Here is a 19788-nt window from a genome sequence, read left to right as displayed (position 1 = left end):
GGAGTGCGATCATGGTGGACGCAGCTCGGGCGCGCAAGCTCGCCGACCGCATCCAGCAGATCGTGGCCGAGATGCTGGAGAGGCGGATCAAGGATCCGCGGCTCGGCTTCGTGACCGTGACGGACACCCGCATCACCAACGACCTGCGCGACGCGACCGTCTACTACACGGTGTACGGGTCGGACGGCGAGCGCGCCGAGACGGCCGCCGCGCTGGAGAGCGCCAAGGGCGTCATCAGGTCGGAGGTGGGCAGGAAGACGGGCGTGCGGCACACGCCCAGCATCACCTTCGTCATGGACTCCCTGATGGAGAACGCGGCGCACATCGACGACCTGCTCGCCAAGGCCCGCGCCCGGGACGCCGAGGTGGCGCGCGCCGCGCAGGGCGCGTCCCCGGCCGGTGAGGCGAACCCGTACCGGGAGCCCGCGGCCGAGGAGGACCTCGACGAGGACGCCGACGACGAGGACGGCCGTTCCGGGCCCCCGTCATCGTGAACGGCCCCGAGGGCCGTGCGCACGCCGCGGCCACCGGGGGGCCGCAGGAGTGCCGGCTGCACGACGCCGAGGGCCACGCTACGGGCGGCCACGACATCGTTCCGCGGGGCGGCGGGGGCGGTGGGGCGCGCGGCGCGATGCGCGGCGGGTCCGCCGCGCCGGCCGTGCCCGCGGGGGCTGCCGCCGATCTCGAATGGGATCGCGCGGTCCAGCTGATCCGGGCGGCGGAGGAGATCTGCCTGGCCTGCCATGTGGCCCCGGACGGTGACGCGCTGGGCTCCATGCTGGCGCTCGCCCAGGCGCTCCGGTCGCTCGGCAAGCGGTGCGTGGCGTCGTTCGGGGAGCCGTTCACGGTCCCGGCGATCCTGCGCTTCCTGCCGGGCCAGGAGCTGCTGGTGGAGCCCGCGCGGGTGCCCGCCGCCCCGGAGCTGATGATCTCCCTGGACGCGGCGGGCCGGGCGCGGCTCGGCGGGCTGGCCGGGCACGCCGACCGGGCGGGGGCGCTGGTCGTCGTCGACCACCACGCGTCCAACACCGGGTTCGGCGGCGTGCGGCTCGTCGACCCGGACGCCGCCGCCACGGCGGTGCTGGTCGAGGAGCTGATCCGCAGGCTCGGCGTGCCGCTGGACCGCGACATCGCGCAGGGCCTGTACGCGGGGCTCGCCAGCGACACCGGCTCGTTCAAGTACCCGTGCACGACCCCGGAGGTGCACGACCTCGCGGGGCGGCTGCTGACGGCGGGCGTCCGGCCGGACGCGGTCAGCCGCGAGCTGTGGGACCGGGCGCCGTTCGGCTACCTGCAGGTCCTCGCGGGCGCGCTGGCGCGGGCCCGGCTGGAGCGGGACGCGGCGGCCGGCCTCGGCCTGGTGTGGACGACGGTCGCCCGCGCCGACCGGGCCGCCCGCGACGTCGAGTACGACCAGCTCGAAGGGGTCATCGACCAGCTCAGGCGCACCGACGAGGCCGAGGTCGCGGTGGTGTGCAAGGAGAACGACCGGGGCGAGTGGTACGTGTCCACCCGCTCCAAGGGCGCGGTCGACGTCGGCCGCGCCTGCGTGGAGCTCGGCGGCGGCGGGCACCGCACGGCCGCCGCGTTCACCATGGGCGGGGAGCCCGCCGCCATCATCGACCGGCTGCGCGCGGCGCTGCGCGCGCCCGGTGACCCCGACGACGACTGATATTCGGAGCGCGCGTGGACAACTCGGGACTCGTCATCGTGGACAAGCCCGCCGGCTGGACGTCGCACGACGTCGTCGGGAAGATGCGGCGGCTGGCGAAGACCCGGCGGGTCGGGCACGCGGGCACCCTCGACCCGATGGCGACGGGCGTGCTGGTCCTCGGCGTCGGCAAGGCCACCCGGCTCCTCGGCCACCTCGCGCTGACGGAGAAGGGGTACGACGCGACGATCCGCCTGGGGCAGTCGACCAACACCGACGACGCGGAGGGCGAGACCACCGCGACCGCGTCCGCCGCCGCGGTCTCCGACGAGGCGCTGGCCGCGGGCGTCGCGGCGCTGACCGGGCCGATCCAGCAGGTTCCGCCGCAGGTCAGCGCGATCAAGGTGAACGGGGAGCGGGCCTACAAGATGGCCCGCAAGGGCGAGGACGTGGCGCTCGCCGCCCGCCCGGTGACGGTGCACTCCTTCACGATCACCGGGGTGCGCCGCGAGGGCGACCTGATCGACGTGGACGCGTCGGTCTCCTGCTCGTCCGGCACCTACATCCGGGCGCTGGCCCGCGACCTCGGCGCGTCCCTCGGCTGCGGCGGCCACCTGACCGCGCTGCGCCGCACCCGGGTCGGGCCCTACGACCTGTCCATGGCGCGGACCCTCGACCAGCTCGCCGGGAAGCTGGAGATCCTCCCGATGGGCGAGGCGGTCTCCGCCGTGTTCCCGCGCCGGGACGTCTCGGACGGCGAGGCGCGCAGGATCGCGCACGGCGGGCGGCTTCCGGCGGCCGGGCTGGGCCCGGGACCGGTCGGCGTCTTCGCGCCGGACGGGACGCTGCTCGCCCTCGTCGAGGAGAAGGGCGGGCTGGCCAGGCCCCTCGCCGTCTTCGTGGCCTGAACCGCCTCGTCTCTCGAACTTTCCGCCTCCCGGCCCCGCGGCCGATGCCTGCCTCGGTCCCGAGTGGGCAATACACCCGTGGTGCGCATCACCGGGAGAAAATGCTGCGCGGGAACCTACGGTCGCGTAACCTACGAGAGAGTAAGTTAGTGAGGCAGGAGGTGTCCGTGACCACTGTGAAGGACCACCCCCCGGTGGCGTCCCCCACCCGGCCGCGGCTGCGCGGCTGGCTGCACCTCGGCGCGTTCCCCGCGGTGCTGGTCGCCGGGCTCGTGCTGGTGGCGCTCGGCCCGAGCGCCCAGGCGCGGCTCGCGTCGGCGGTGTACGTGGCGACATCGGGGATGCTGTTCGGGATCTCGGGGACGTACCACCGGCAGCGGTCGCACCGGCTGCTGGAGGTGCTGCGCCGCTTCGACCACGCCAACATCTACCTCATCATCGCGGGGACGTACACCCCCTTCGCGGTCGTGGCCCTGGACGGCGGAGTGCGGCTCGCCGTGCTCATCACGGTCTGGTCGGGCGCCGTCGCCGGCGTCATCTTCCGCACCACATGGATCGGCGCCCCGCGCGCGCTCTACGTGACCCTCTACATCGTCCTCGGATGGGTCGCGGTGTTCTTCCTGCCGCAGTTCCTGGACGGCGCCGGCGTCGCCGCGTGCGCGCTGGTCGCGGCCGGAGGCATCTGCTACAGCGTCGGAGGCGTCGTCTACGGGCTGCGCCGCCCCGACCCGTCGCCGAGCTGGTTCGGCTTCCACGAGGTCTTCCACGCCTGCACGCTCGCCGCCTACGTGCTGCAGTACATCGCGGTGTCGCTGGTCGTCTACCGGTCGGGCTGACGGGTACCCCCTGGGTGCGACCTCGCGGCCCGGGGCATGGCACCCTTGAGGGCGGCAGGAGAATACCGGCAGGCATGCCCTACACGGGGAGAGAATGGTGCGGCGTTGGAATGGCCTCGACGAGGTTCCCGCGGACTGGGGCCGTTCAGTGATCACCATCGGGGTGTTCGACGGCGTTCACCGCGGCCATCAGCGGATCGTCGGCGCCGCGGCGCGGGAGGCCCGGCGCCGCGGCCTGCGCTCGGTGGTCATCACGTTCGACCCGCACCCTGACGAGGTCGTCCGGCCGGGCACCCACCCGCCGCTGCTCACCACGACCCGGCGGCGCGTCGAGCTGCTGGAGGGGCTCGGCACGGACGCGGTCGCGGTCGTCCCGTTCACCCTCGAGCTGTCGAAGGTGCCGCCGGACGAGTTCGTGCAGTCGGTCCTGGTCGACCGGCTGCACGCCGCCCACGTCATCGTCGGCGAGGACTTCCGCTTCGGCCACAAGGCCAAGGGCGACGTCGCGCTGCTGCGCGAGCTCGGCGAGAAGTACGACTTCACCGCCGAGGGCATGCCGCTCGTGGCCAACGGCGGCACGATCTCCTCCACCTACATCCGGGAGCGCCTCGACGCGGGCGACGTCGAGGCGGCGGCGCAGGCCCTCGGCCGGCCGCACCGCGTCGAGGGCGTCGTCGTGCGCGGCCACCGGCGGGGCCGCGCGCTCGGCTTCCCGACGGCCAACCTGGAGACGGCCGTGAACACCGCGATCCCCGCCGACGGCGTCTACGGCGGCTGGCTGGTCTGCGACTCCGAGCGCTACCCGGGTTTCCGCTGGCCGGCCGCGATCTCCATCGGGACGAACCCGACGTTCGAGGGCGCCGGGGAGCGGACCGTCGAGGCGTACGCGCTGGACCGCGACGACCTCGACCTGTACGGCGAGCACATGGCCGTGGACTTCACCGCCCGCATCCGCGACACGCTGAAGTTCGACTCGATCGACGCGCTGATCGAGGAGATGCGCCGGGACGTGGACCGCGCCCGCGAGATCACCTCCGGCTGATCCGGGCGGAGCGTCCGTTTCGCCGCGTACCCTGCGACAACACCGGATGTCGCTTCGTGACGGGGCGGGTTTCCGGCATGGTACGGTGAATAGTCGCCGGGAAGGGCCCCGGCGCGGCGAGCTGCACCCTCATGCGGCCCGCCACCCTCTGAAACGCACCATGCGGACCCGTGTGCTCTCCGGGCCCGGATCTGCGGGTGACGATCCCATCGAAGGAGCCACGTGTCGCTCGACACCGCCACGAAGAACCAGATCATCGCCGAGTACGCGACCACTGAGGGTGACACCGGATCCCCGGAGGTCCAGGTCGCGCTGCTGACGCGCCGCATCAACGATCTGACCGAGCACCTCAAGGAGCACAAGCACGACCACCACAGCCGCCGCGGACTGCTGCTGCTGGTCGGCCGTCGCCGCCGCCTCCTGAAGTACCTGAGCAACAAGGACATCAACCGCTACCGGCAGCTGATCGAGCGACTCGGCCTGCGCCGCTAGCACGCTGGGGGAGTGGCCCGTCCGGGCCACTCCCTCACTTGTACCGGCCGGCGCCCCGCCGGCCGGTGACCGGCCGCCCGGCCCGCCCAGGCCGCGGCCACAACTGCAGAGCAGACAAGCCTCGCGGACACCGCTGGTGCGGGCCGGTCCTCGGTAGTGGCTTCCGGATCAGTTCCGCCGCGCACGGCGGGGGTCTCGATCCGGGTGCTTCGATCGAAGACCGGCAGCGTGACAAGCCACGGGAAACGGCCGCGAGGACCGACATGGAACCCTGAGGAGGTTTCCCGTGACAGAAGCCGTGCGCATCGACGGAGCGCAGAGCACCGAGGCCGTGATCGACAACGGCGCGTTCGGCACCCGCACCATCCGCTTCGAGACGGGCCGGCTGGCCCGGCAGGCGGCCGGCTCGGCCGTCGCCTACCTCGACGACGAGACGATGGTGCTGTCGGCGACCACCGCGTCGAAGAAGCCCAAGGAGAACCTGGACTTCTTCCCGCTGACCGTGGACGTCGAGGAGCGGATGTACGCGGCCGGGCGCATCCCCGGCTCGTTCTTCCGCCGCGAGGGCCGGCCCTCGGAGGACGCGATCCTCACCTGCCGGCTGATCGACCGGCCGCTGCGCCCGTCGTTCACCAAGGGCCTGCGCAACGAGATCCAGATCGTCGAGACGATCATGGCGCTGCACCCCGACCACCTGTACGACGTCGTGGCGATCAACGCCGCCTCGATGTCCACCCAGCTGGCCGGGCTGCCGTTCTCCGGCCCGATCGGCGGCGTCCGCGTCGCGCTGATCGAGGGCGAGTGGGTCGGCTTCCCGACGCACCCCGAGCTCGAGCGCGCCACGTTCGACATGGTCGTGGCCGGCCGCGTGCTGGCCGACGGCGACGTCGCGATCATGATGGTCGAGGCGGAGTCCACCCGCGACACGCTCAAGCTCGTCGCCGAGGGCGCCACCGCCCCGACCGAGGAGATCGTCGCCGCGGGCCTGGAGGCGGCCAAGCCGTTCATCAAGGTGCTGTGCAAGGCGCAGAGCGACCTCGCCGCCGTCGCCGCCAAGGAGACCGCCGAGTACCCGATCTTCCTGGACTACCAGGACGACGTGCTCGCCGCCGTCACCGACGCCGTCAGCGGCGACCTCGCGCAGGCGCTCACCATCGCCGGCAAGCAGGAGCGCGAGACCCGGCTCGACGAGATCAAGGCGGCCGCCGCCGAGAAGCTCGCCGAGCAGTTCGAGGGGCGCGAGAAGGAGATCTCCGCCGCCTACCGCGCCGTCACCAAGAAGCTGGTCCGCGAGCGGGTCATCCGCGACGGGCTGCGCATGGACGGCCGCGGGCCGAAGGACATCCGCCAGCTCACCGCGGAGGCGCACGTCGTCCCGCGCGTGCACGGCTCGGCGCTGTTCGAGCGCGGCGAGACCCAGATCCTCGGCGTGACGACGCTGAACATGCTCCGCATGGAGCAGACGATCGACACGCTGAACCCCGAGCGCACCAAGCGCTACATGCACAACTACAACTTCCCGCCGTACTCCACCGGTGAGACCGGCCGGGTCGGCTCGCCGAAGCGGCGCGAGATCGGGCACGGCGCGCTCGCCGAGCGCGCGCTGATCCCGGTGCTGCCGTCCCGCGAGGAGTTCCCGTACGCGATCCGGCAGGTGTCGGAGGCGCTCGGCTCCAACGGCTCGACCTCGATGGGCTCGGTCTGCGCGTCCACGATGTCGCTGCTGGACGCGGGCGTCCCGCTCAAGCAGATGGTGGCGGGCATCGCGATGGGGCTGATCAACGAGGGCGGCGAGTACGTCACCCTCACCGACATCCTCGGCGCCGAGGACGCCTTCGGCGACATGGACTTCAAGGTCGCCGGCACCCGCGACCTGATCACCGCGCTGCAGCTCGACACCAAGCTCGACGGCATCCCCGCCTCGGTGCTGGCCGCCGCGCTGCGGCAGGCCAAGGGCGCGCGGCTGGCGATCCTGGACGTGATGCAGGAGGCCATCGAGGCGCCCGCCGAGATGAGCCCGAACGCGCCGCGGATCATCACGATCAAGGTCCCGGTCGACAAGATCGGCGAGGTCATCGGCCCCAAGGGCAAGATGATCAACTCGATCCAGGACGACACCGGCGCCGACATCACGATCGAGGACGACGGCACCATCTACGTCGGCGCCACCGACGGCCCGTCCGCCGAGGCCGCCCGGCAGGCGATCAACTCGATCGCGAACCCGCACATGCCGGAGGTCGGCGAGCGGTTCCTCGGCACCGTCGTCAAGACCACCACGTTCGGCGCGTTCGTGTCGCTGCTGCCCGGCAAGGACGGCCTGCTGCACGTCTCGCAGATCCGCAAGCTGCACGGCGGCGCCCGGATCGAGAACGTCGAGGACGTCATGGGCGTCGGTGAGAAGATCCAGGTCGAGGTCACCGAGATCGACCAGCGCGGCAAGCTGTCGCTGGTGCCGGTCGAGGTGGTCGAGCGCGAGGCCGCCGAGAAGGGCGACGCCGGCGACGGCGCTGCCCCGGCCGCCGCCGACGACGGCGACTCCGGCGAGCGCCGGGAGCGCCGCGACGAGGGCGACCGCCGCCCGCGCCGCCGCCGCACCCGCCGCGGCGACGAGTCCGGCCAGCGCAACTCCTGACCCGTGCGACGACCGACCGGCCGTCCCGCAGCGTCCGCTGCGGGACGCGCCGGTCGGTCGCTTTCTCCGACCTTCCACCAACCGGAATGCGAGCGACACGTGACGCTGCCGGCGCGGGCGCAGGAGCCCGGCACCACCACCACGATCCACACCGACGGGGCCGGCGCGGTGCGCCGCACCGTGCTGCCCGGCGGGCTGCGGATCATCACCGAGACGATGCCGACCGTGCGGTCCGCCGCGTTCGGCATCTGGTCGGCGGTCGGCTCCCGTGACGAGGCCCCCGCCGACGCGGGGGCCAGCCACTACCTGGAGCACGTGCTGTTCAAGGGGACGCGGCGGCGCTCGGCCCTGGAGATCTCCGCGGCGGTCGACGCGGTCGGCGGCGACCTCAACGCGTTCACCGCCAAGGAGTACACCTGCTACTACGCGCGGGTCCTGGACAGCGACCTCCCGCTCGCCGTGGACGTGGTGTCCGACATGGTGGCCGACTCGGTGAACCGGCCCGAGGACGTCGAGGCCGAGCGCGGGGTGATCCTCGAAGAGATCCACATGCGCGACGACGACCCGGGCGACCTCATCCACGACGAGTTCTCCACCGCGCTGTACGGCGACACCCCGCTCGGCCGCCCGATCCTCGGCACCGAGGACTCGATCAACGCCCTGTCGCGGGACCGGATCCACGGCTACTACCGGGAGCACTACGTCCCGTCCAAGCTGGTGGTGTCGGTGGCCGGCAACATCGACCACGACGAGGTCGTGCGGCTGGTGTCGGAGGCGTTCGCCGGTCACCTGGCCGGCGAGGGCGAGCCGGCCCCGCCGCGGCTGGACGGGGCGCCCGCGCCGGTCGACCCGCGCAGCGTGGTGATCGACAAGGACACCGAGCAGGCGCACATCATCCTCGGCGGCGCCGGGGTCTCGCGCACCGACGACCGCCGGTTCGCGCTCGGGGTCCTGAACGCCGCGCTCGGCGGGGGCATGTCGTCCCGCCTGTTCCAGGAGATCCGGGAGAAGCGGGGCCTGGCCTACTCGGTCTACAGCTACACCGCCCAGTACGCCGACTCCGGCATCTTCGGCGTCTACGCGGGCTGCCAGCCCGCCAAGGCCGAGGAGGTCCTGTCGATCTGCCGGGACGAGCTGGGCCGGGCCGCCGACGAGTGCCTCACCGACGAGGAGCTGGAGCGCGGGAAGGGCCAGCTGCGCGGCGCGATGGTGCTCGGCCTGGAGGACACCGGCTCCCGCATGAGCCGCATCGGCAAGAGCGAGCTGGTGTACGAGTCGCTGCTGCCGGTGGACGAGGTGCTGGCCCGCATCGAGGCCGTGACCCTCGACGACGTCCGCGCCATCGCCCGCGAGGTGCTGTCGGCGCCGCAGGCCCTCACGGTGATCGGCCCAGTCGGCGACCGGGACTTCACCGCCTGACCCGTCCGCCCGCCGCGGGCGTCCGGCGGAGACTTGTCAAGCGGACCGCAGTCCGTTACCGTGCCACGGGTAACCGGACTGCGGTCCGCATGTCTTCGTCGGAGAGGACCCCCTCATGTCCCGCCTGCTGCACATCTCCGCGTCCCCCCGGGGCGCCGCGTCCGAGTCCCTGGCGATCGCGGAGTCCTTCCTGGACGCCTACCGCGAGGTCCACGGCGACGCCGTCGACCACTTCGACCTGTGGGACGGCACCCTGCCCGCGTTCGGCCCGGCCGGCGCCGGAGCCAAGATGACCGTGCTCGCCGGGGACGACCCGTCCGGCGACCAGGCCGCCGCTTGGCGGGCCGCCCGCGCCGTGTTCGAGCGCTTCGACTCCTACGACCGCTACCTGTTCAGCGTCCCCATGTGGAACTCCAGCGTGCCGTACGTCCTCAAGCAGTTCATCGACGTGGTCTCCCAGCCCGGCTGGGTGTTCGCGTTCGACCCCGAGAAGGGGTACAGCGGCCTGCTCCAGGGCAAGAAGGCCGCCGTCGTCTACACGAGCGCCGTCTACGGGGAGGGCCGCCCGCCGGCGTTCGGCCGCGACCACCAGGCGCCCTTCCTGGAGGGCTGGCTGCGCTGGACGGGGATCACCGAGCTCAGCACGGTCGAGTTCCGGCCCAACCTCGCCACCGCCGACGCCGAGACCGGCCGCCGCGCCGCCCACGCCGAGGCGCGGGAGCTGGGCAAGCGCTTCTGACGATAGGCTCGGGCGGGACGCCAACCGGGAGGAACACGTGACAAAGGTCGGGGTGCTGGGCGCGCGGGGCCGCATGGGGGCCGAGGTGTGCCGTGCCGTGCAGGGAGCCGGCGACATGGAGCTCGTCGCGGCCGTCGACCAGGGCGACGAGCTCGACGCGCTCGCCGCCGCCGAGGTCGTGGTCGACTTCACCCACCCCGGCGTCGTCATGGACAACCTCAAGTGGTGCGTGGAGCACGGCCTGCACGCCGTCGTCGGCACCACCGGGTTCGACCCGTCCCGCCTCGACACGGTCCGCTCCTGGCTGACCGACGACTCCTCGGGGAACGTCCTCATCGCCCCGAACTTCGGGATCGGCGCGGTCCTGATGATGCACTTCGCCCAGCGGGCCGCGCCGTTCTTCGAGTCCGTCGAGATCGTCGAGACGCACCACCCGAACAAGGCCGACGCCCCCTCCGGCACCGCCTACCGCACCGCCGAGCTGGTGGCCGCCGCCCGCGCGGAGGCCGGGGTGGCCGCCTCCCCGGACGCGACGGTCTCGGAGGTCGCGGGCGCCCGCGGCGCCGACGTGGACGGCGTGCGCGTGCACGCGGTCCGGATGTCCGGCGCCGTCGCCCACCAGGAGGTCGTCCTCGGCGGCCACGGCGAGCTGTTCACGATCCGGCACGACTCGATGAACCGCGAGTCGTTCATGCCGGGCGTGCTGCTCGCCGTCCGCAAGGTCCCCGAGCTGGATCGCCTCACACTCGGCATCGAGTCGCTGCTCGGCCTCTGACGGCCTTCGGATCGTGATGGACTCCGGATCGTGATGGACTTCGCCGCCGAGCCCTGGGACTACCTCGCTGCGTCCGAGGCGATCGACATCGAGCACCCGCTCGTCCAGTCGATCGCCTCGGAGCTGCGCACCGGCGACGACATCGCCTACGCCCGCGCCGCGTTCGAGCACGTCCGCGACAAGGTGGCCCACTCCATGGACGCCGGCGACACGCGCGTCCCCTGGCGGGCCTCCGACGTCCTCGACCAGCGGACGGGCCTCTGCTACGCCAAGTCCCACGCCTACGTCGCCCTGCTGCGCGCGGGGGGCGTCCAGGCCGGGCTGTGCTACCAGGAGTCGGCGGGCATCCTGCACGGGCTCACCGCCGCCCTGGTGGACGACCGCTGGGTCATGCTCGACCCCCGGGGCAACAAGCCGGGCATCGACGTGCAGTTCTCCGCGTCCGAGCACTGCCTGGCGTTCCCCGACGACCCGGTGCTGCCCACGGTCTACGCGGCACCACCGGAGTCCGTCCTGGAGGGACTCAAGGCCATGCCGAGGCCCGCCGCCCTCCCCGCACCGCTCCGATGAACCTCCGCGCCGCCACGCCCGCCGACTACGACCGCATCATCGAGGTCGTGGACGACTGGTGGGGCCGCGCGGTGCGTCATATCCTGCCCCGCCTGTTCCTCGACCACTTCCACCGCACCAGCCTCGTGGCGGAGACCCCGGACGAGCTCGCGGGCTTCCTCGTCGGCTTCCTGTCGCCGTCCCTGCCCGACACCGCCTACATCCACTTCGTCGGCGTGAACCCCGCGTTCCGCGGCACCGGCCTGGCCCGCCGCCTGTACGAGACGTTCTTCGACTTGGCCCGCGCGGACGGCCGCACGAGCGTCCGGGCGCTCACGTCCCCGCAGAACACCGGTTCCATCGCCTTCCACAAGGCCATGGGCTTCACCGCCGCGCTGACCCCCGCGCACGACGGTCCCGCGACCGACCGGGTGCTGTTCCACCGACTCCTGACCTGAGCGCCGGCGGGGTTGTGCCGGGAGCGGCGGCGGCTTAGCGTTCGCCGGGTGGATGCGACGTTCGCGCGGGACATGTGGAAGGTCGTCGAGCCGCTGCACGCGGTGACGTACTTCGCCGAGGAGTGCCTGGCGGCCAACAAGGACGCCGGGTTCAAGGGCTTCTGGATGGGCTACTTCGGCAGCCGGGCCGCACCGCTCGGGGCGGTCTCGGCGGGGACGGTCGAGGCCGCGTTCTACGGCTTCCACCCGGCACGGGTACGGCGGGCCGTCCCCGACGCGTGGAGCTTCGTGCCGCCCGAGAACATCCTGCGGGTGCGGGGCGCGGCGGCGGCGCGCGCACTGCGCCGGCTCTTCCCCGGGATCGACGGCGTCGCGGTGACGGCCGCGCCGCTCCTGCACGAGGTCGTCCTCGCGGCGGACGCGGGAGGCCGCCCACTGTTCGCGGCCAACCGCGACCTGGACGTCCCGGACGATCCCGTGGAGGCGCTCTGGCAGGCGGCCACGGCGCTGCGCGAGCACCGGGGCGACGGGCATGTCGCCCTGCTCGCCGCCGAGGGGCTGAGCGGCCTGGAGGCGAACGTCCTGGCGTCCGCCATCGGCGCCGTCCCGGCGGAGCGGATGCAGCAGAGCCGCGGATGGTCGCCCGAGGAGTGGGACGCGGCGGCCGAAGCGCTGGCCCGCCGCGGTCTGCTGGCCCAGGGGGAGGCGACCGAGGAGGGACGGGCGCTCAAGGAGCGCATCGAGCTGCGCACCGACGAGCTGGCCGCGCGTCCGTACGGCGTCCTGGCAGACCCGGAGGCGCTCCGCGCGTCGCTGGTCCCGGCGGCGACGGCGGCGGCGGGCGAGATGCCCTTCCCCAACCCGATCGGCCTGCCCCGCGTCGGCTGAGCCCGTGCGAAGGCTGGCCCGTGCGGGTGGGCTCAGCGCGGGGAAGCGGGGTTGGGGAACCCGTACTTGTGGAACAGCTTCTGCGCGGTGGGCTTGAGCAGCCAGGTGACGAACGCCGCCGCCTCCTCGGGGTGCTCGGAGTCCACCACCGGCACGGCGGGGAAGGCGGCGGTGACGTTCTGCTTCGCGGGGATGGCCACGCTGCTCGCCGCCACGCCCGCCGAGCGCAGGTCGGTGATGTAGACGATCCCCGCGTCGGCCTCCCCGGAGCGGATCTGGTCCAGCACGGCCCGGGAGCTGATCTCCTCGGAGTTCCAGCGGACGGTCAGCGCCGACTTCGCCAGGACCCGGCGGGTGTAGCGCCCGACCGGGACCGAGCCCGCGCCGACCACCACGCGCAGCCCCGGGCGCCGCAGGTCGCGCAGGCCGCGGATGCGCTTCGGGTTGCCGGGGGCGACCGCGATGGTGAGCGTGTCGTGCGTGACGATCCGGGGGCGTCCGGCCAGGTGGCCCTCGGCACCCTCCAGAGCCGTCTTGTCGGCGGTCACCAGGACGTCGGCGGGGTCGTGGTCCGACAGGCGGTCGACGATCTCCGGGGAGCCGCCGAACACGAACCGCAGCCGGACGCCCGGATGCTCCTGGTGGTAGGCCGTCCCCATCTCGCCGAAGACCTCGGTCAGGGCGGAGCTGGCGAGGACGGTCAGCGTCACCGGCCCGGACGAGCCGCCGCAGCCCGTTCCGAGTGCGGGCACGGAGAGCGCGGCGAGCAGCACGGACGCGCGGAGGCGCCGCCTACGGGGGGTATGGGGCATATGGCGTCATCCTACGGTCGGGCCCTTCGCGGGCCCGTGATTCGGCCCTGGCGTGTCAGTGCCGCGCACTAGTGTTTCCGGCAACTGGAGATCACGTTCTCGGAGGCCCGACGATGTCCCTCGACCTGATGGAACTGCTGCCCGGCGACTGGCGGGAGCGGCTCGACCCGCTGCTCGACCCGATCGCCACCGCCGCGCTGGGCGCGTTCGTCGCGGGGGAGTACGCGGAGCAGACCGTCTACCCGCCGCGCGAGGACCTCTTCAACGCGTTCCGGCACTGCTCGTTCGCGGGCACCCGGGTGCTGATCCTCGGGCAGGACCCCTACCACGGCCCCGGCCAGGCGCACGGGCTGAGCTTCAGCGTCCGGGACGGGGTGCGGCTGCCGCCGTCGCTGCGCAACATCTACAAGGAGCTGGCCGCCGACCTCGAGGTCCCGGTGCCGGCGTCCGGCGACCTCACCCGCTGGGCCGACCAGGGCGTGCTGCTGCTGAACGCGGTGCTGACCGTCCGCGCGGGCGAGGCGGGCTCGCACGCCGGCAAGGGCTGGGAGGACTTCACCGACGCCGCGATCCGCGCGCTGAACGACAAGACCGAGCGGGTCGTGTTCGTGCTCTGGGGCGCCTACGCCCGCAAGAAGGCCCGCCTGATCACCGGGCCGCAGCACACCGTGATCGAGTCCGCGCACCCGAGCCCGCTCAGCGCGAAGAAGTTCTTCGGGACGCGCCCGTTCAGCGCGGTCAACAAGGCCCTCGTCGACGCGGGCCTGGCCGAGATCGCCTGGGGGTAGGGGGCGGGCTCCGTCCGCCGGGGGAGCCGGTTCCCCCGGCGGCGGGAAGCCCGCGGCGGCCGTCCTGGAGCATCGTCGGGGCATGACCGTTACAGCCCCTGCACTCACCGGGCGGACGCGGGCGGCGCGCGGCGGGCCGGGCCGCCTGCGCCTGGCCGTGTGCGCCGCGACGATCGCCGCGTGCGTCCCCTACCTCACCATCAAGACCGCCTGGCTGGCCGGCAGCACGATCGGCTGGAACGACGCCGAGGCGGCGCGGGACTCCGCGCTCTACGTCGGCAACGCGATCACCATGGGCCTGGACGCGGTGGCCGTGCTGGTCGCGCTGGCGTTCACGTTCCCGTGGGGGCGGCGCGTCCCGGCGTGGCTGGTGCTCGCGCCCATCTGGATCGCGGTCGGGCTGCTCGCGCCGATCGTCCTCGCCGTCCCGCTCGGCACGCTGCTGCAGGCGCTCTTCGCGCCCGGCTCGCTGTCGGTGGGCGACAACGGGCTCCAGGGCTGGGTCTACGCCGTCGTGTACGGGGGGTTCACCGGGCAGGGGCTCGGGCTGCTCACGGCCTTCGTCCTGTACGCCCGCGACCGGTGGGCGGACGTCTTCACCGTCCGCACCCGGGACGTCCCCAGGGGCGCGACCCATCCGCTGCAGGTGCTGCTGGCGGGCACGGCGAGCGTGTTCGCGGCGGTCTTCGCGGCGGTCCACCTCTTCTGGGCGTTCGGCGGGACGGCCGGGCTCCGCGAGGCCGAGCTGTCCGACCGGCACCTGACCCAGCACCTGAGCGACGGCGTGTGGGGCGGGCTGGCGCTCGCCGGGGCCGCCGCCCTGCTCGCGGTCGTCCGGCGCCGCGGCCGCCCGGAGCGGTTCGTCCTACCGCTGGCCGCCGCCTGGGTCGGTGCGGCCACCACGTTCTCCTGGTCGCTCTACATGCTGGTGCTGATGCTCGGCCGCCCCGCCGCGATGGCGTCCGACACGACCGCGGGCGCCGGCCTCACCGCGCTCGCCGGGCTGTTCGCCGGGCTGCTCATGGCGGTCGCCGGCGCGGCCCTGCTCACCGAGCGTCAGAGCGCGAGGCCGATCGCGAGCAGCGCGCCGTAGGCGATCTGGAGCCGGCCGGTCTCGCCCAGCACGGGGATCAGGGCGGGGCCGGTCGCGCCGTTCAGCACCTTCTGCGTCGGCGGCAGCGACAGCGGCGCGGCGAGCAGCGCCAGCAGCGCCCACGGGTGCGGCGCCGCCAGCGCCAGCACGACCATGAACGGCAGCGCGGCGCACGCCGCGTACAGGATGCGGGTCCAGGGCCCGCCGAGCAGCACGGCGAGGGTCCGCTTGCCGGACTCCCGGTCGGTCGGGATGTCGCGCAGGTTGTTCGCGACGAGCAGCGCGCAGGCCAGCAGCCCGACCGGGACCGCCGCCGCCCACGCCTCCCACGGCAGCGCCTCGACCTGGACGTAGACCGTCCCGACGACGGCGACGAGGCCGAAGAACACGAAGACCGACACCTCGCCGAGGGCGCGGTAGCCGTAGGGCGTCTTGCCGCCGGTGTAGAACCAGGCGGCGAGGATGGCGACCGCGCCGACCAGCAGCAGCCACCAGGTGGTCACGGCGGCGAGCACGAGCCCGGCGACCGCGGCGGCGAGGAAGCAGCCGAGCGCGGCGGCGAGGACCTGCTTGGGCGGCGCCGCCTTCGACCCGACGAGCCGCAGCGGGCCGACGCGGTCCTCGTCGGTGCCGCGGACGCCGTCGCTGTAGTCGTTGGAGTAGTTCACCCCGATCTGCAGGGCGAGGGCGACGAACCCGGCGAGGACGGCGCGCCACCAGACGGGTTCGCCCTCGCCGACCGCGACGCCGGTGCCGACGACGACGGGAACGAGGGAGGCGGGCAGGGTGCGGGGCCGGGATCCGGCGACCCATTGGGAGAGCGTGGCCACAGTTACCGCTTGTTCTCGTGGGACGACAGGGGGACTACCGCTTCGATTCTCCCCGATGGGGATCACCGCCCGGACGCAGCCGCAGCGACGCGGCGAGGCCGAGCGCGAGGATCGCCGCGGTGGTGAGCGCCGCGTGCCGGGTGGCGGTGGCGAGCCCGGCGTCGGCCGCGCGCGCCTCCACCGCCAGCTCCGGCGCGGCGTGCAGGTCGCGGCCGTAGGTCCCGGCGCTCTCCCGCAGCTCGTGCGCCATCGCGGCCTGCCGCGCGGGCGGCAGCGCCGACTCCGCGGCGAGCCGGTCGGCCATCGCGTGCCCGAGGCTGGTGGCGAACACCGTCCCGATCGCGGCGATGCCGAGGGCCGCGCCCACCTGCCGCGCCGTCGACTGGGTGCCGGACGCCTGCCCGGACCGCTCCGGCGGGACGTCCGCCAGGGACACGTTCGTGAGCTGCGCCGACGTCAGGCCGAGGCCGATCCCGTACAGCAGCATCCAGGGCGCGAGCCCGAGCCCGCCCGTCGTCGGCGACACGGTGAGGGCCAGGCCGAGGACCGCGCCGACCTCCAGGACCATGCCCCCCTGGACGACCCGGTGCGGGCCGCGCCGGTTCGCGAGCCGCCCCGCGTACCCGCCGGACAGGAACGCCCCGACCGCGAGCGGCAGGACGGCCAGGCTGATCTGCACCGGCCCGGTGCCGTGCACGCCCAGCAGGAACAGCGGGAGGACGAACAGCAGCCCCAGCTCGCCGACGTTGATGAGGGCGGACGCCAGGTTGCCGCGCCGGAAGTTCGGGATGCGGAACAGGTCCATGTCGAGCATCACCGGACGCCCGGCCGCCGCCCTGGAGCGCTCCACGACGACCAGCGCGGCGATGAGCACCGCGCCGAGCGCGAGGACCACCGGGACGGGCGACAGGCCCGTCTCCGGCCAGTGGAACCCGGCCATCGAGAACGGGCGGGTCGCGGCCCACCAGCCGTACGTCTGCCCCTCGATGATCCCGCAGACGAGCGCGCCGAGCCCGAGCGCCGACAGCAGCCCGCCCGCCCAGTCGATCTCGCGGCGGGCGCCTCCGCCGCCCGGCCGCCGGGTCTCCGGCAGCAGCCGCAGCGCCGCGGCGGTGAGCGCGGCGCCGAGCGGCAGGTTGATCCCGAACGCCCAGCGCCAGCCGCCGCCGGCCGCGACGGCGCCGCCGAGCAGCGGGCCGAGCGCCGCCATGCCGCTGATCATCGAGCCCCAGACGGCGAACGCGACGGCCCGGTCCCGCCCGGTGAAGACGGTGTTCAGCGTGGACAGCGCGGCCGGCATGACCATCGAGGCGCCGACGCCCTGCAGCGCCCGCGCGCCGATCAGGGCCGACCCGCCCCCGGCGAGCGCGGCGGCGACGCTCGCCGCCGCGAACACCGCGGTGCCGAGCACGAACATCCGGCGCCGCCCGAACAGGTCGCCGGCCCGGCCGCAGGGGATCAGCAGCGCCGCGAACACCAGCGCGTAGACGGAGGTGACCCACTCGGCGTCGGTGGTGGTGAGGCCCAGGTCCGCGACGATCCGGGGGAGCAGCACGCCGACGATCGTGGCGTCCACGATGATCAGCGAGACGCCGAGGCTGATCACGGCCATGACCAGCCGGCGGTGCCGGACGGCGGGCGCCGCCGCGGCGGGGCGCGGCGGGGTCAGGGAAGGGGACTCGGGCACGACCTCAAAGATATTGCCGAGCCGGGAGTGCACCTCACCGACCCCTGCTTAGCGGGCGGAGGCGGCGCGTCCCGCGGCCGCCGGGCACCGTCGCCGGGCACCGTCGCCGGGACCGGTCGCGGGGAACCGGGCCGTCAGGCGCTGATGTCGGTGTGCAGCCGGATCTGCCGGACGGGCTCGCCCATGTCGAGCGTCCGGGCGGTGCCGTCGGGACCCCAGCCGGCCGAGCCGAGGAACGTCCGGGTGACCTCGTCGTCCTCGAAGACCCAGCTGACGAGGGTGGTGAAGCCGTCCTCGCGGAGCAGGTCGGCGGTCGCGGCGAGCAGCCGGCTGCCGTGCCCGGCGCGGGCGTGCGGCGGGTCGACCAGCAGGGTGATCAGCTCCGCGGTGGCGGCGGCGTCGAGGTCGGCGTCCTCGGCGGGGCCGTGCGCCGCGAACCCCACGACCAGGTCGGACGCCACCGCGACCAGCAGCCGGTGCCGGGGGGTCGGCGGCGCCTCGGCGGCCTGCGCCCACCGCTCCCGCCACGCCTCGACGGCCTCGTCCGAGGTCACCCGGTCGAGGACGCCGGCCGGCAGCAGGTCGCGGTACCCGTGCCGCCACGCCCGCACCTGGACGGCGGCGACGGCGGCCGCGTCCGCGCGGCGCGCGGGCCGCACCCCCACATCGGCCATGCCGTCCCCCCGTCCTCGCTCGGAAATCCGCCGCCCACCCTAGCGAGCCGGGGTGCGGCGCCGGGCCCGGTAGGCGCGGGTCTTGGTGCGGTTGCCGCAGACGCGCATCGAGCACCAGGCGCGGGAGCGGTTCTTGGACGTGTCGAGGAACGCCCAGCGGCAGGTGTCCTCCTGGCAGACCTTCAGCCGGGGCCACGTCCCGGCGGCGACCGCGTCCATGATCGCGGCGGCGACGCGGGCGAGGCCGGCGGCGGCCGTGCCGGCCGGGTCGACCGGGACGAGGGCCGGGCGCGGCCCGGTGAGCGCGACCCGCAGCGGCAGGGCGGCGAGGGCGCCGTCGAGGCCGGCGGGGAAGTCCGCCTCCAGCGGCCCGTGGTGCGCGGACATGGCCTCGCGGAGCCCCTCGCGGAGGGTGGTCGCCGCGTCCACGTCGGCGTCGCCGGCCGCCGTCCCGGCGGGTACGAGCCCCCGTTCGGCCAGCCAGGCGGCGAGGCCCCCGGGCGCGGCGATCGCGTCCGCCCCGGAGTCGATGTCGAGCGTGTTGACGAAGTCCGCCAGCAGCAGCGCGGGGTCGGGTGCGGGGTGCGCGTCGGTCATGACTTCTCCTGCTCGTCCAAGGAGAACTCTATCCGAGTTTCGACACCGTCATTCCCGTTTGACTGGTTGCACTGTGGAGACACCGGCGTTACGGTTTAGGTGGTGTCAACGTCAGGAGGACGAGATGAACGAGCTGCCGTACTTCGCGGGGCTCGCCATGCGGCATGCCTGGGCGGAGCGGGAGGTCGCGCGGCTGCAAGCAGACATCGTGGAGGCGCGGCTGAAGGCCCGCGCCCGCGACGCCGAGCGGGCCGCCCGGATCCGCCGGTGGCTGCTCGGCGGCGTGCCGGAGCGGATCACCGCCCGGCGCCGGCCCGCCCCGCCGCGCCCGGTGCGCGGCTGCCGGCGCGCGGCCGCCCGCTCCGCCGCCCCGCGCCCCGCCGCCCGCACAGTCCCCGCCCGCTCACTCAGTGTCCCGAGAACCGCTGGAGGAACCCGATGACCGATGCGACCCCGAAGGTGACCACGCTCGTCTTCGACTGCGCCGACCTCGACGCCATGGCCGCGTTCTGGGGCGGGCTGCTCGGCATGAAGACGACCTCGCGCGAGGACGACTGGCTCGACCTGGAGCCGCTCGCCGGGGAAGGACCGGTGCTGGCGTTCCAGCTCGTCCCCGAGGGCAAGGCGGTGAAGAACCGGCTGCACCTCGACCTGGAGGTACCCGACATCCGCGCGGCGGGGGAGCGGGCGCGACGGCTCGGCGCCGTACCGGACGGGGAGCCGATGGGCGACCCCGGGCGTCCGTTCCAGGTCTGGCACGACCCCGAGGGCAACGAGTTCTGCCTCTGCACGGCCTGACCGCCGCACGGGCCGGCCGCGCCGCCTGACAGTGATGATGTAGGTGAGCGCCTCCCGCTGGGGTCTGGCCCAACGCCTGACTGGCCTGGTGCCTTCAACGGGATCTGCCGACCCTGCGCG

General features: G+C 73.9%; 22 protein-coding genes. 17 read left to right on the top strand and 5 right to left on the bottom strand.

The window, feature by feature from the left end; genetic code table 11:
• Positions 1-11 precede the first annotated feature (11 nt).
• The 13 genes from rbfA to CHF16_RS04600 all read left to right on the top strand — a co-directional run bounded on the left by rbfA (position 12) and on the right by CHF16_RS04600 (position 12389).
• Positions 12-494, top strand: coding sequence for a 30S ribosome-binding factor RbfA (rbfA, locus tag CHF16_RS04660; protein ID WP_089324653.1), 483 nt, complete (start codon positions 12-14; stop codon positions 492-494).
• Positions 491-1672 carry a DHH family phosphoesterase gene (locus tag CHF16_RS04655; protein ID WP_342750072.1) on the top strand — a complete coding sequence of 394 codons (1182 nt, stop codon included), beginning with the start codon at positions 491-493 and terminating at the stop codon, positions 1670-1672. Before rbfA ends, CHF16_RS04655 begins: the two co-directional genes overlap by 4 nt.
• A gap of 14 nt (positions 1673-1686) precedes the next feature.
• Positions 1687-2559 carry a tRNA pseudouridine(55) synthase TruB gene (gene truB / locus CHF16_RS04650; RefSeq protein WP_089324652.1) on the top strand — a complete coding sequence of 291 codons (873 nt, stop codon included), beginning with the start codon at positions 1687-1689 and terminating at the stop codon, positions 2557-2559.
• Positions 2560-2726: 167 nt separating this feature from the next.
• Complete coding sequence (trhA, locus tag CHF16_RS04645; RefSeq protein ID WP_245868216.1) at positions 2727-3395, top strand: PAQR family membrane homeostasis protein TrhA; 669 nt, start codon at positions 2727-2729, stop codon at positions 3393-3395.
• Positions 3396-3492: 97 nt separating this feature from the next.
• Positions 3493-4437 (top strand): bifunctional riboflavin kinase/FAD synthetase, encoded by a 945-nt coding sequence (locus tag CHF16_RS04640; RefSeq protein ID WP_089324883.1) that lies wholly within the window; start codon positions 3493-3495, stop codon positions 4435-4437.
• A 222-nt stretch (positions 4438-4659) separates the two neighbouring features.
• A complete protein-coding gene (gene rpsO, locus CHF16_RS04635) occupies positions 4660-4929 on the top strand; it encodes a 30S ribosomal protein S15 (RefSeq protein WP_021599383.1) in 270 nt (89 codons plus the stop codon).
• A 304-nt stretch (positions 4930-5233) separates the two neighbouring features.
• A complete protein-coding gene (locus tag CHF16_RS04630; protein WP_089324882.1) occupies positions 5234-7561 on the top strand; it encodes a polyribonucleotide nucleotidyltransferase in 2328 nt (775 codons plus the stop codon).
• 99 nt (positions 7562-7660) lie between these two features.
• Positions 7661-8980 carry a M16 family metallopeptidase gene (locus CHF16_RS04625; protein WP_089324650.1) on the top strand — a complete coding sequence of 440 codons (1320 nt, stop codon included), beginning with the start codon at positions 7661-7663 and terminating at the stop codon, positions 8978-8980.
• A gap of 115 nt (positions 8981-9095) precedes the next feature.
• A complete protein-coding gene (locus tag CHF16_RS04620; RefSeq protein WP_089324649.1) occupies positions 9096-9719 on the top strand; it encodes an FMN-dependent NADH-azoreductase in 624 nt (207 codons plus the stop codon).
• Positions 9720-9756: 37 nt separating this feature from the next.
• Complete coding sequence (dapB, locus tag CHF16_RS04615; protein ID WP_089324648.1) at positions 9757-10494, top strand: 4-hydroxy-tetrahydrodipicolinate reductase; 738 nt, start codon at positions 9757-9759, stop codon at positions 10492-10494.
• Positions 10495-10527: 33 nt separating this feature from the next.
• The gene (locus CHF16_RS04610; RefSeq protein ID WP_089324647.1) at positions 10528-11064 is read left to right on the top strand and encodes a transglutaminase-like domain-containing protein; all 537 of its coding nucleotides are present in this window, start codon (positions 10528-10530) and stop codon (positions 11062-11064) included.
• Entirely contained in the window at positions 11061-11501 is a 441-nt protein-coding gene (locus CHF16_RS04605; protein ID WP_089324646.1) for a GNAT family N-acetyltransferase, read from the top strand. The genes CHF16_RS04610 and CHF16_RS04605 overlap by 4 nt, the downstream gene beginning before the upstream one ends.
• A gap of 48 nt (positions 11502-11549) precedes the next feature.
• Positions 11550-12389 (top strand): SCO6745 family protein, encoded by an 840-nt coding sequence (locus tag CHF16_RS04600; RefSeq protein ID WP_218826525.1) that lies wholly within the window; start codon positions 11550-11552, stop codon positions 12387-12389.
• Between the two features lie 32 nt (positions 12390-12421).
• On the opposite strand, the gene modA is transcribed toward CHF16_RS04600, so the two are convergent.
• A complete protein-coding gene (gene modA, locus CHF16_RS04595; protein ID WP_089324644.1) occupies positions 12422-13201 on the bottom strand; it encodes a molybdate ABC transporter substrate-binding protein in 780 nt (259 codons plus the stop codon).
• A 113-nt stretch (positions 13202-13314) separates the two neighbouring features.
• Between modA and CHF16_RS04590 the strand changes: the two genes are divergently transcribed.
• Together CHF16_RS04590 and CHF16_RS04585 are read left to right on the top strand one after the other, a co-directional pair.
• Positions 13315-13989, top strand: a complete 675-nt coding sequence (locus CHF16_RS04590) for a uracil-DNA glycosylase (protein WP_089324643.1) — start codon at positions 13315-13317, stop codon at positions 13987-13989.
• A gap of 82 nt (positions 13990-14071) precedes the next feature.
• Entirely contained in the window at positions 14072-15082 is a 1011-nt protein-coding gene (locus CHF16_RS04585) for a hypothetical protein (RefSeq protein ID WP_143227874.1), read from the top strand.
• On the opposite strand, the gene CHF16_RS04580 is transcribed toward CHF16_RS04585, so the two are convergent.
• The 4 genes from CHF16_RS04580 to CHF16_RS04565 form a co-directional block, all read right to left on the bottom strand.
• A complete protein-coding gene (locus CHF16_RS04580) occupies positions 15046-15912 on the bottom strand; it encodes a 1,4-dihydroxy-2-naphthoate polyprenyltransferase (RefSeq protein WP_089324641.1) in 867 nt (288 codons plus the stop codon). The genes CHF16_RS04585 and CHF16_RS04580 overlap by 37 nt on opposite strands.
• Positions 15913-15946: 34 nt before the next feature.
• On the bottom strand, positions 15947-17599 hold the full coding sequence (locus tag CHF16_RS04575; protein ID WP_245868215.1) for an MFS transporter: 1653 nt from the start codon (positions 17597-17599) through the stop codon (positions 15947-15949).
• A 134-nt stretch (positions 17600-17733) separates the two neighbouring features.
• On the bottom strand, positions 17734-18273 hold the full coding sequence (locus CHF16_RS04570; RefSeq protein ID WP_089324640.1) for a GNAT family N-acetyltransferase: 540 nt from the start codon (positions 18271-18273) through the stop codon (positions 17734-17736).
• 39 nt (positions 18274-18312) lie between these two features.
• A complete protein-coding gene (locus tag CHF16_RS04565; protein ID WP_089324639.1) occupies positions 18313-18870 on the bottom strand; it encodes a CGNR zinc finger domain-containing protein in 558 nt (185 codons plus the stop codon).
• Between the two features lie 124 nt (positions 18871-18994).
• Here CHF16_RS04565 and CHF16_RS04560 point away from each other — a divergent pair, with 124 nt between their 5' ends.
• Together CHF16_RS04560 and CHF16_RS04555 are read left to right on the top strand one after the other, a co-directional pair.
• Positions 18995-19312 (top strand): hypothetical protein, encoded by a 318-nt coding sequence (locus tag CHF16_RS04560; protein ID WP_089324638.1) that lies wholly within the window; start codon positions 18995-18997, stop codon positions 19310-19312.
• Complete coding sequence (locus CHF16_RS04555; protein WP_089324637.1) at positions 19309-19668, top strand: VOC family protein; 360 nt, start codon at positions 19309-19311, stop codon at positions 19666-19668. Before CHF16_RS04560 ends, CHF16_RS04555 begins: the two co-directional genes overlap by 4 nt.
• The last annotated feature ends 120 nt before the right edge of the window (positions 19669-19788 follow it).

Origin of the sequence: Actinomadura meyerae, assembly GCF_900188445.1 — a bacterium.
Classification (GTDB): domain Bacteria; phylum Actinomycetota; class Actinomycetes; order Streptosporangiales; family Streptosporangiaceae; genus Spirillospora; species Spirillospora meyerae.
The sequence above is the reverse complement of the archived record's forward strand: the minus strand, read 5'-3'. Positions and strand labels throughout refer to the sequence as shown.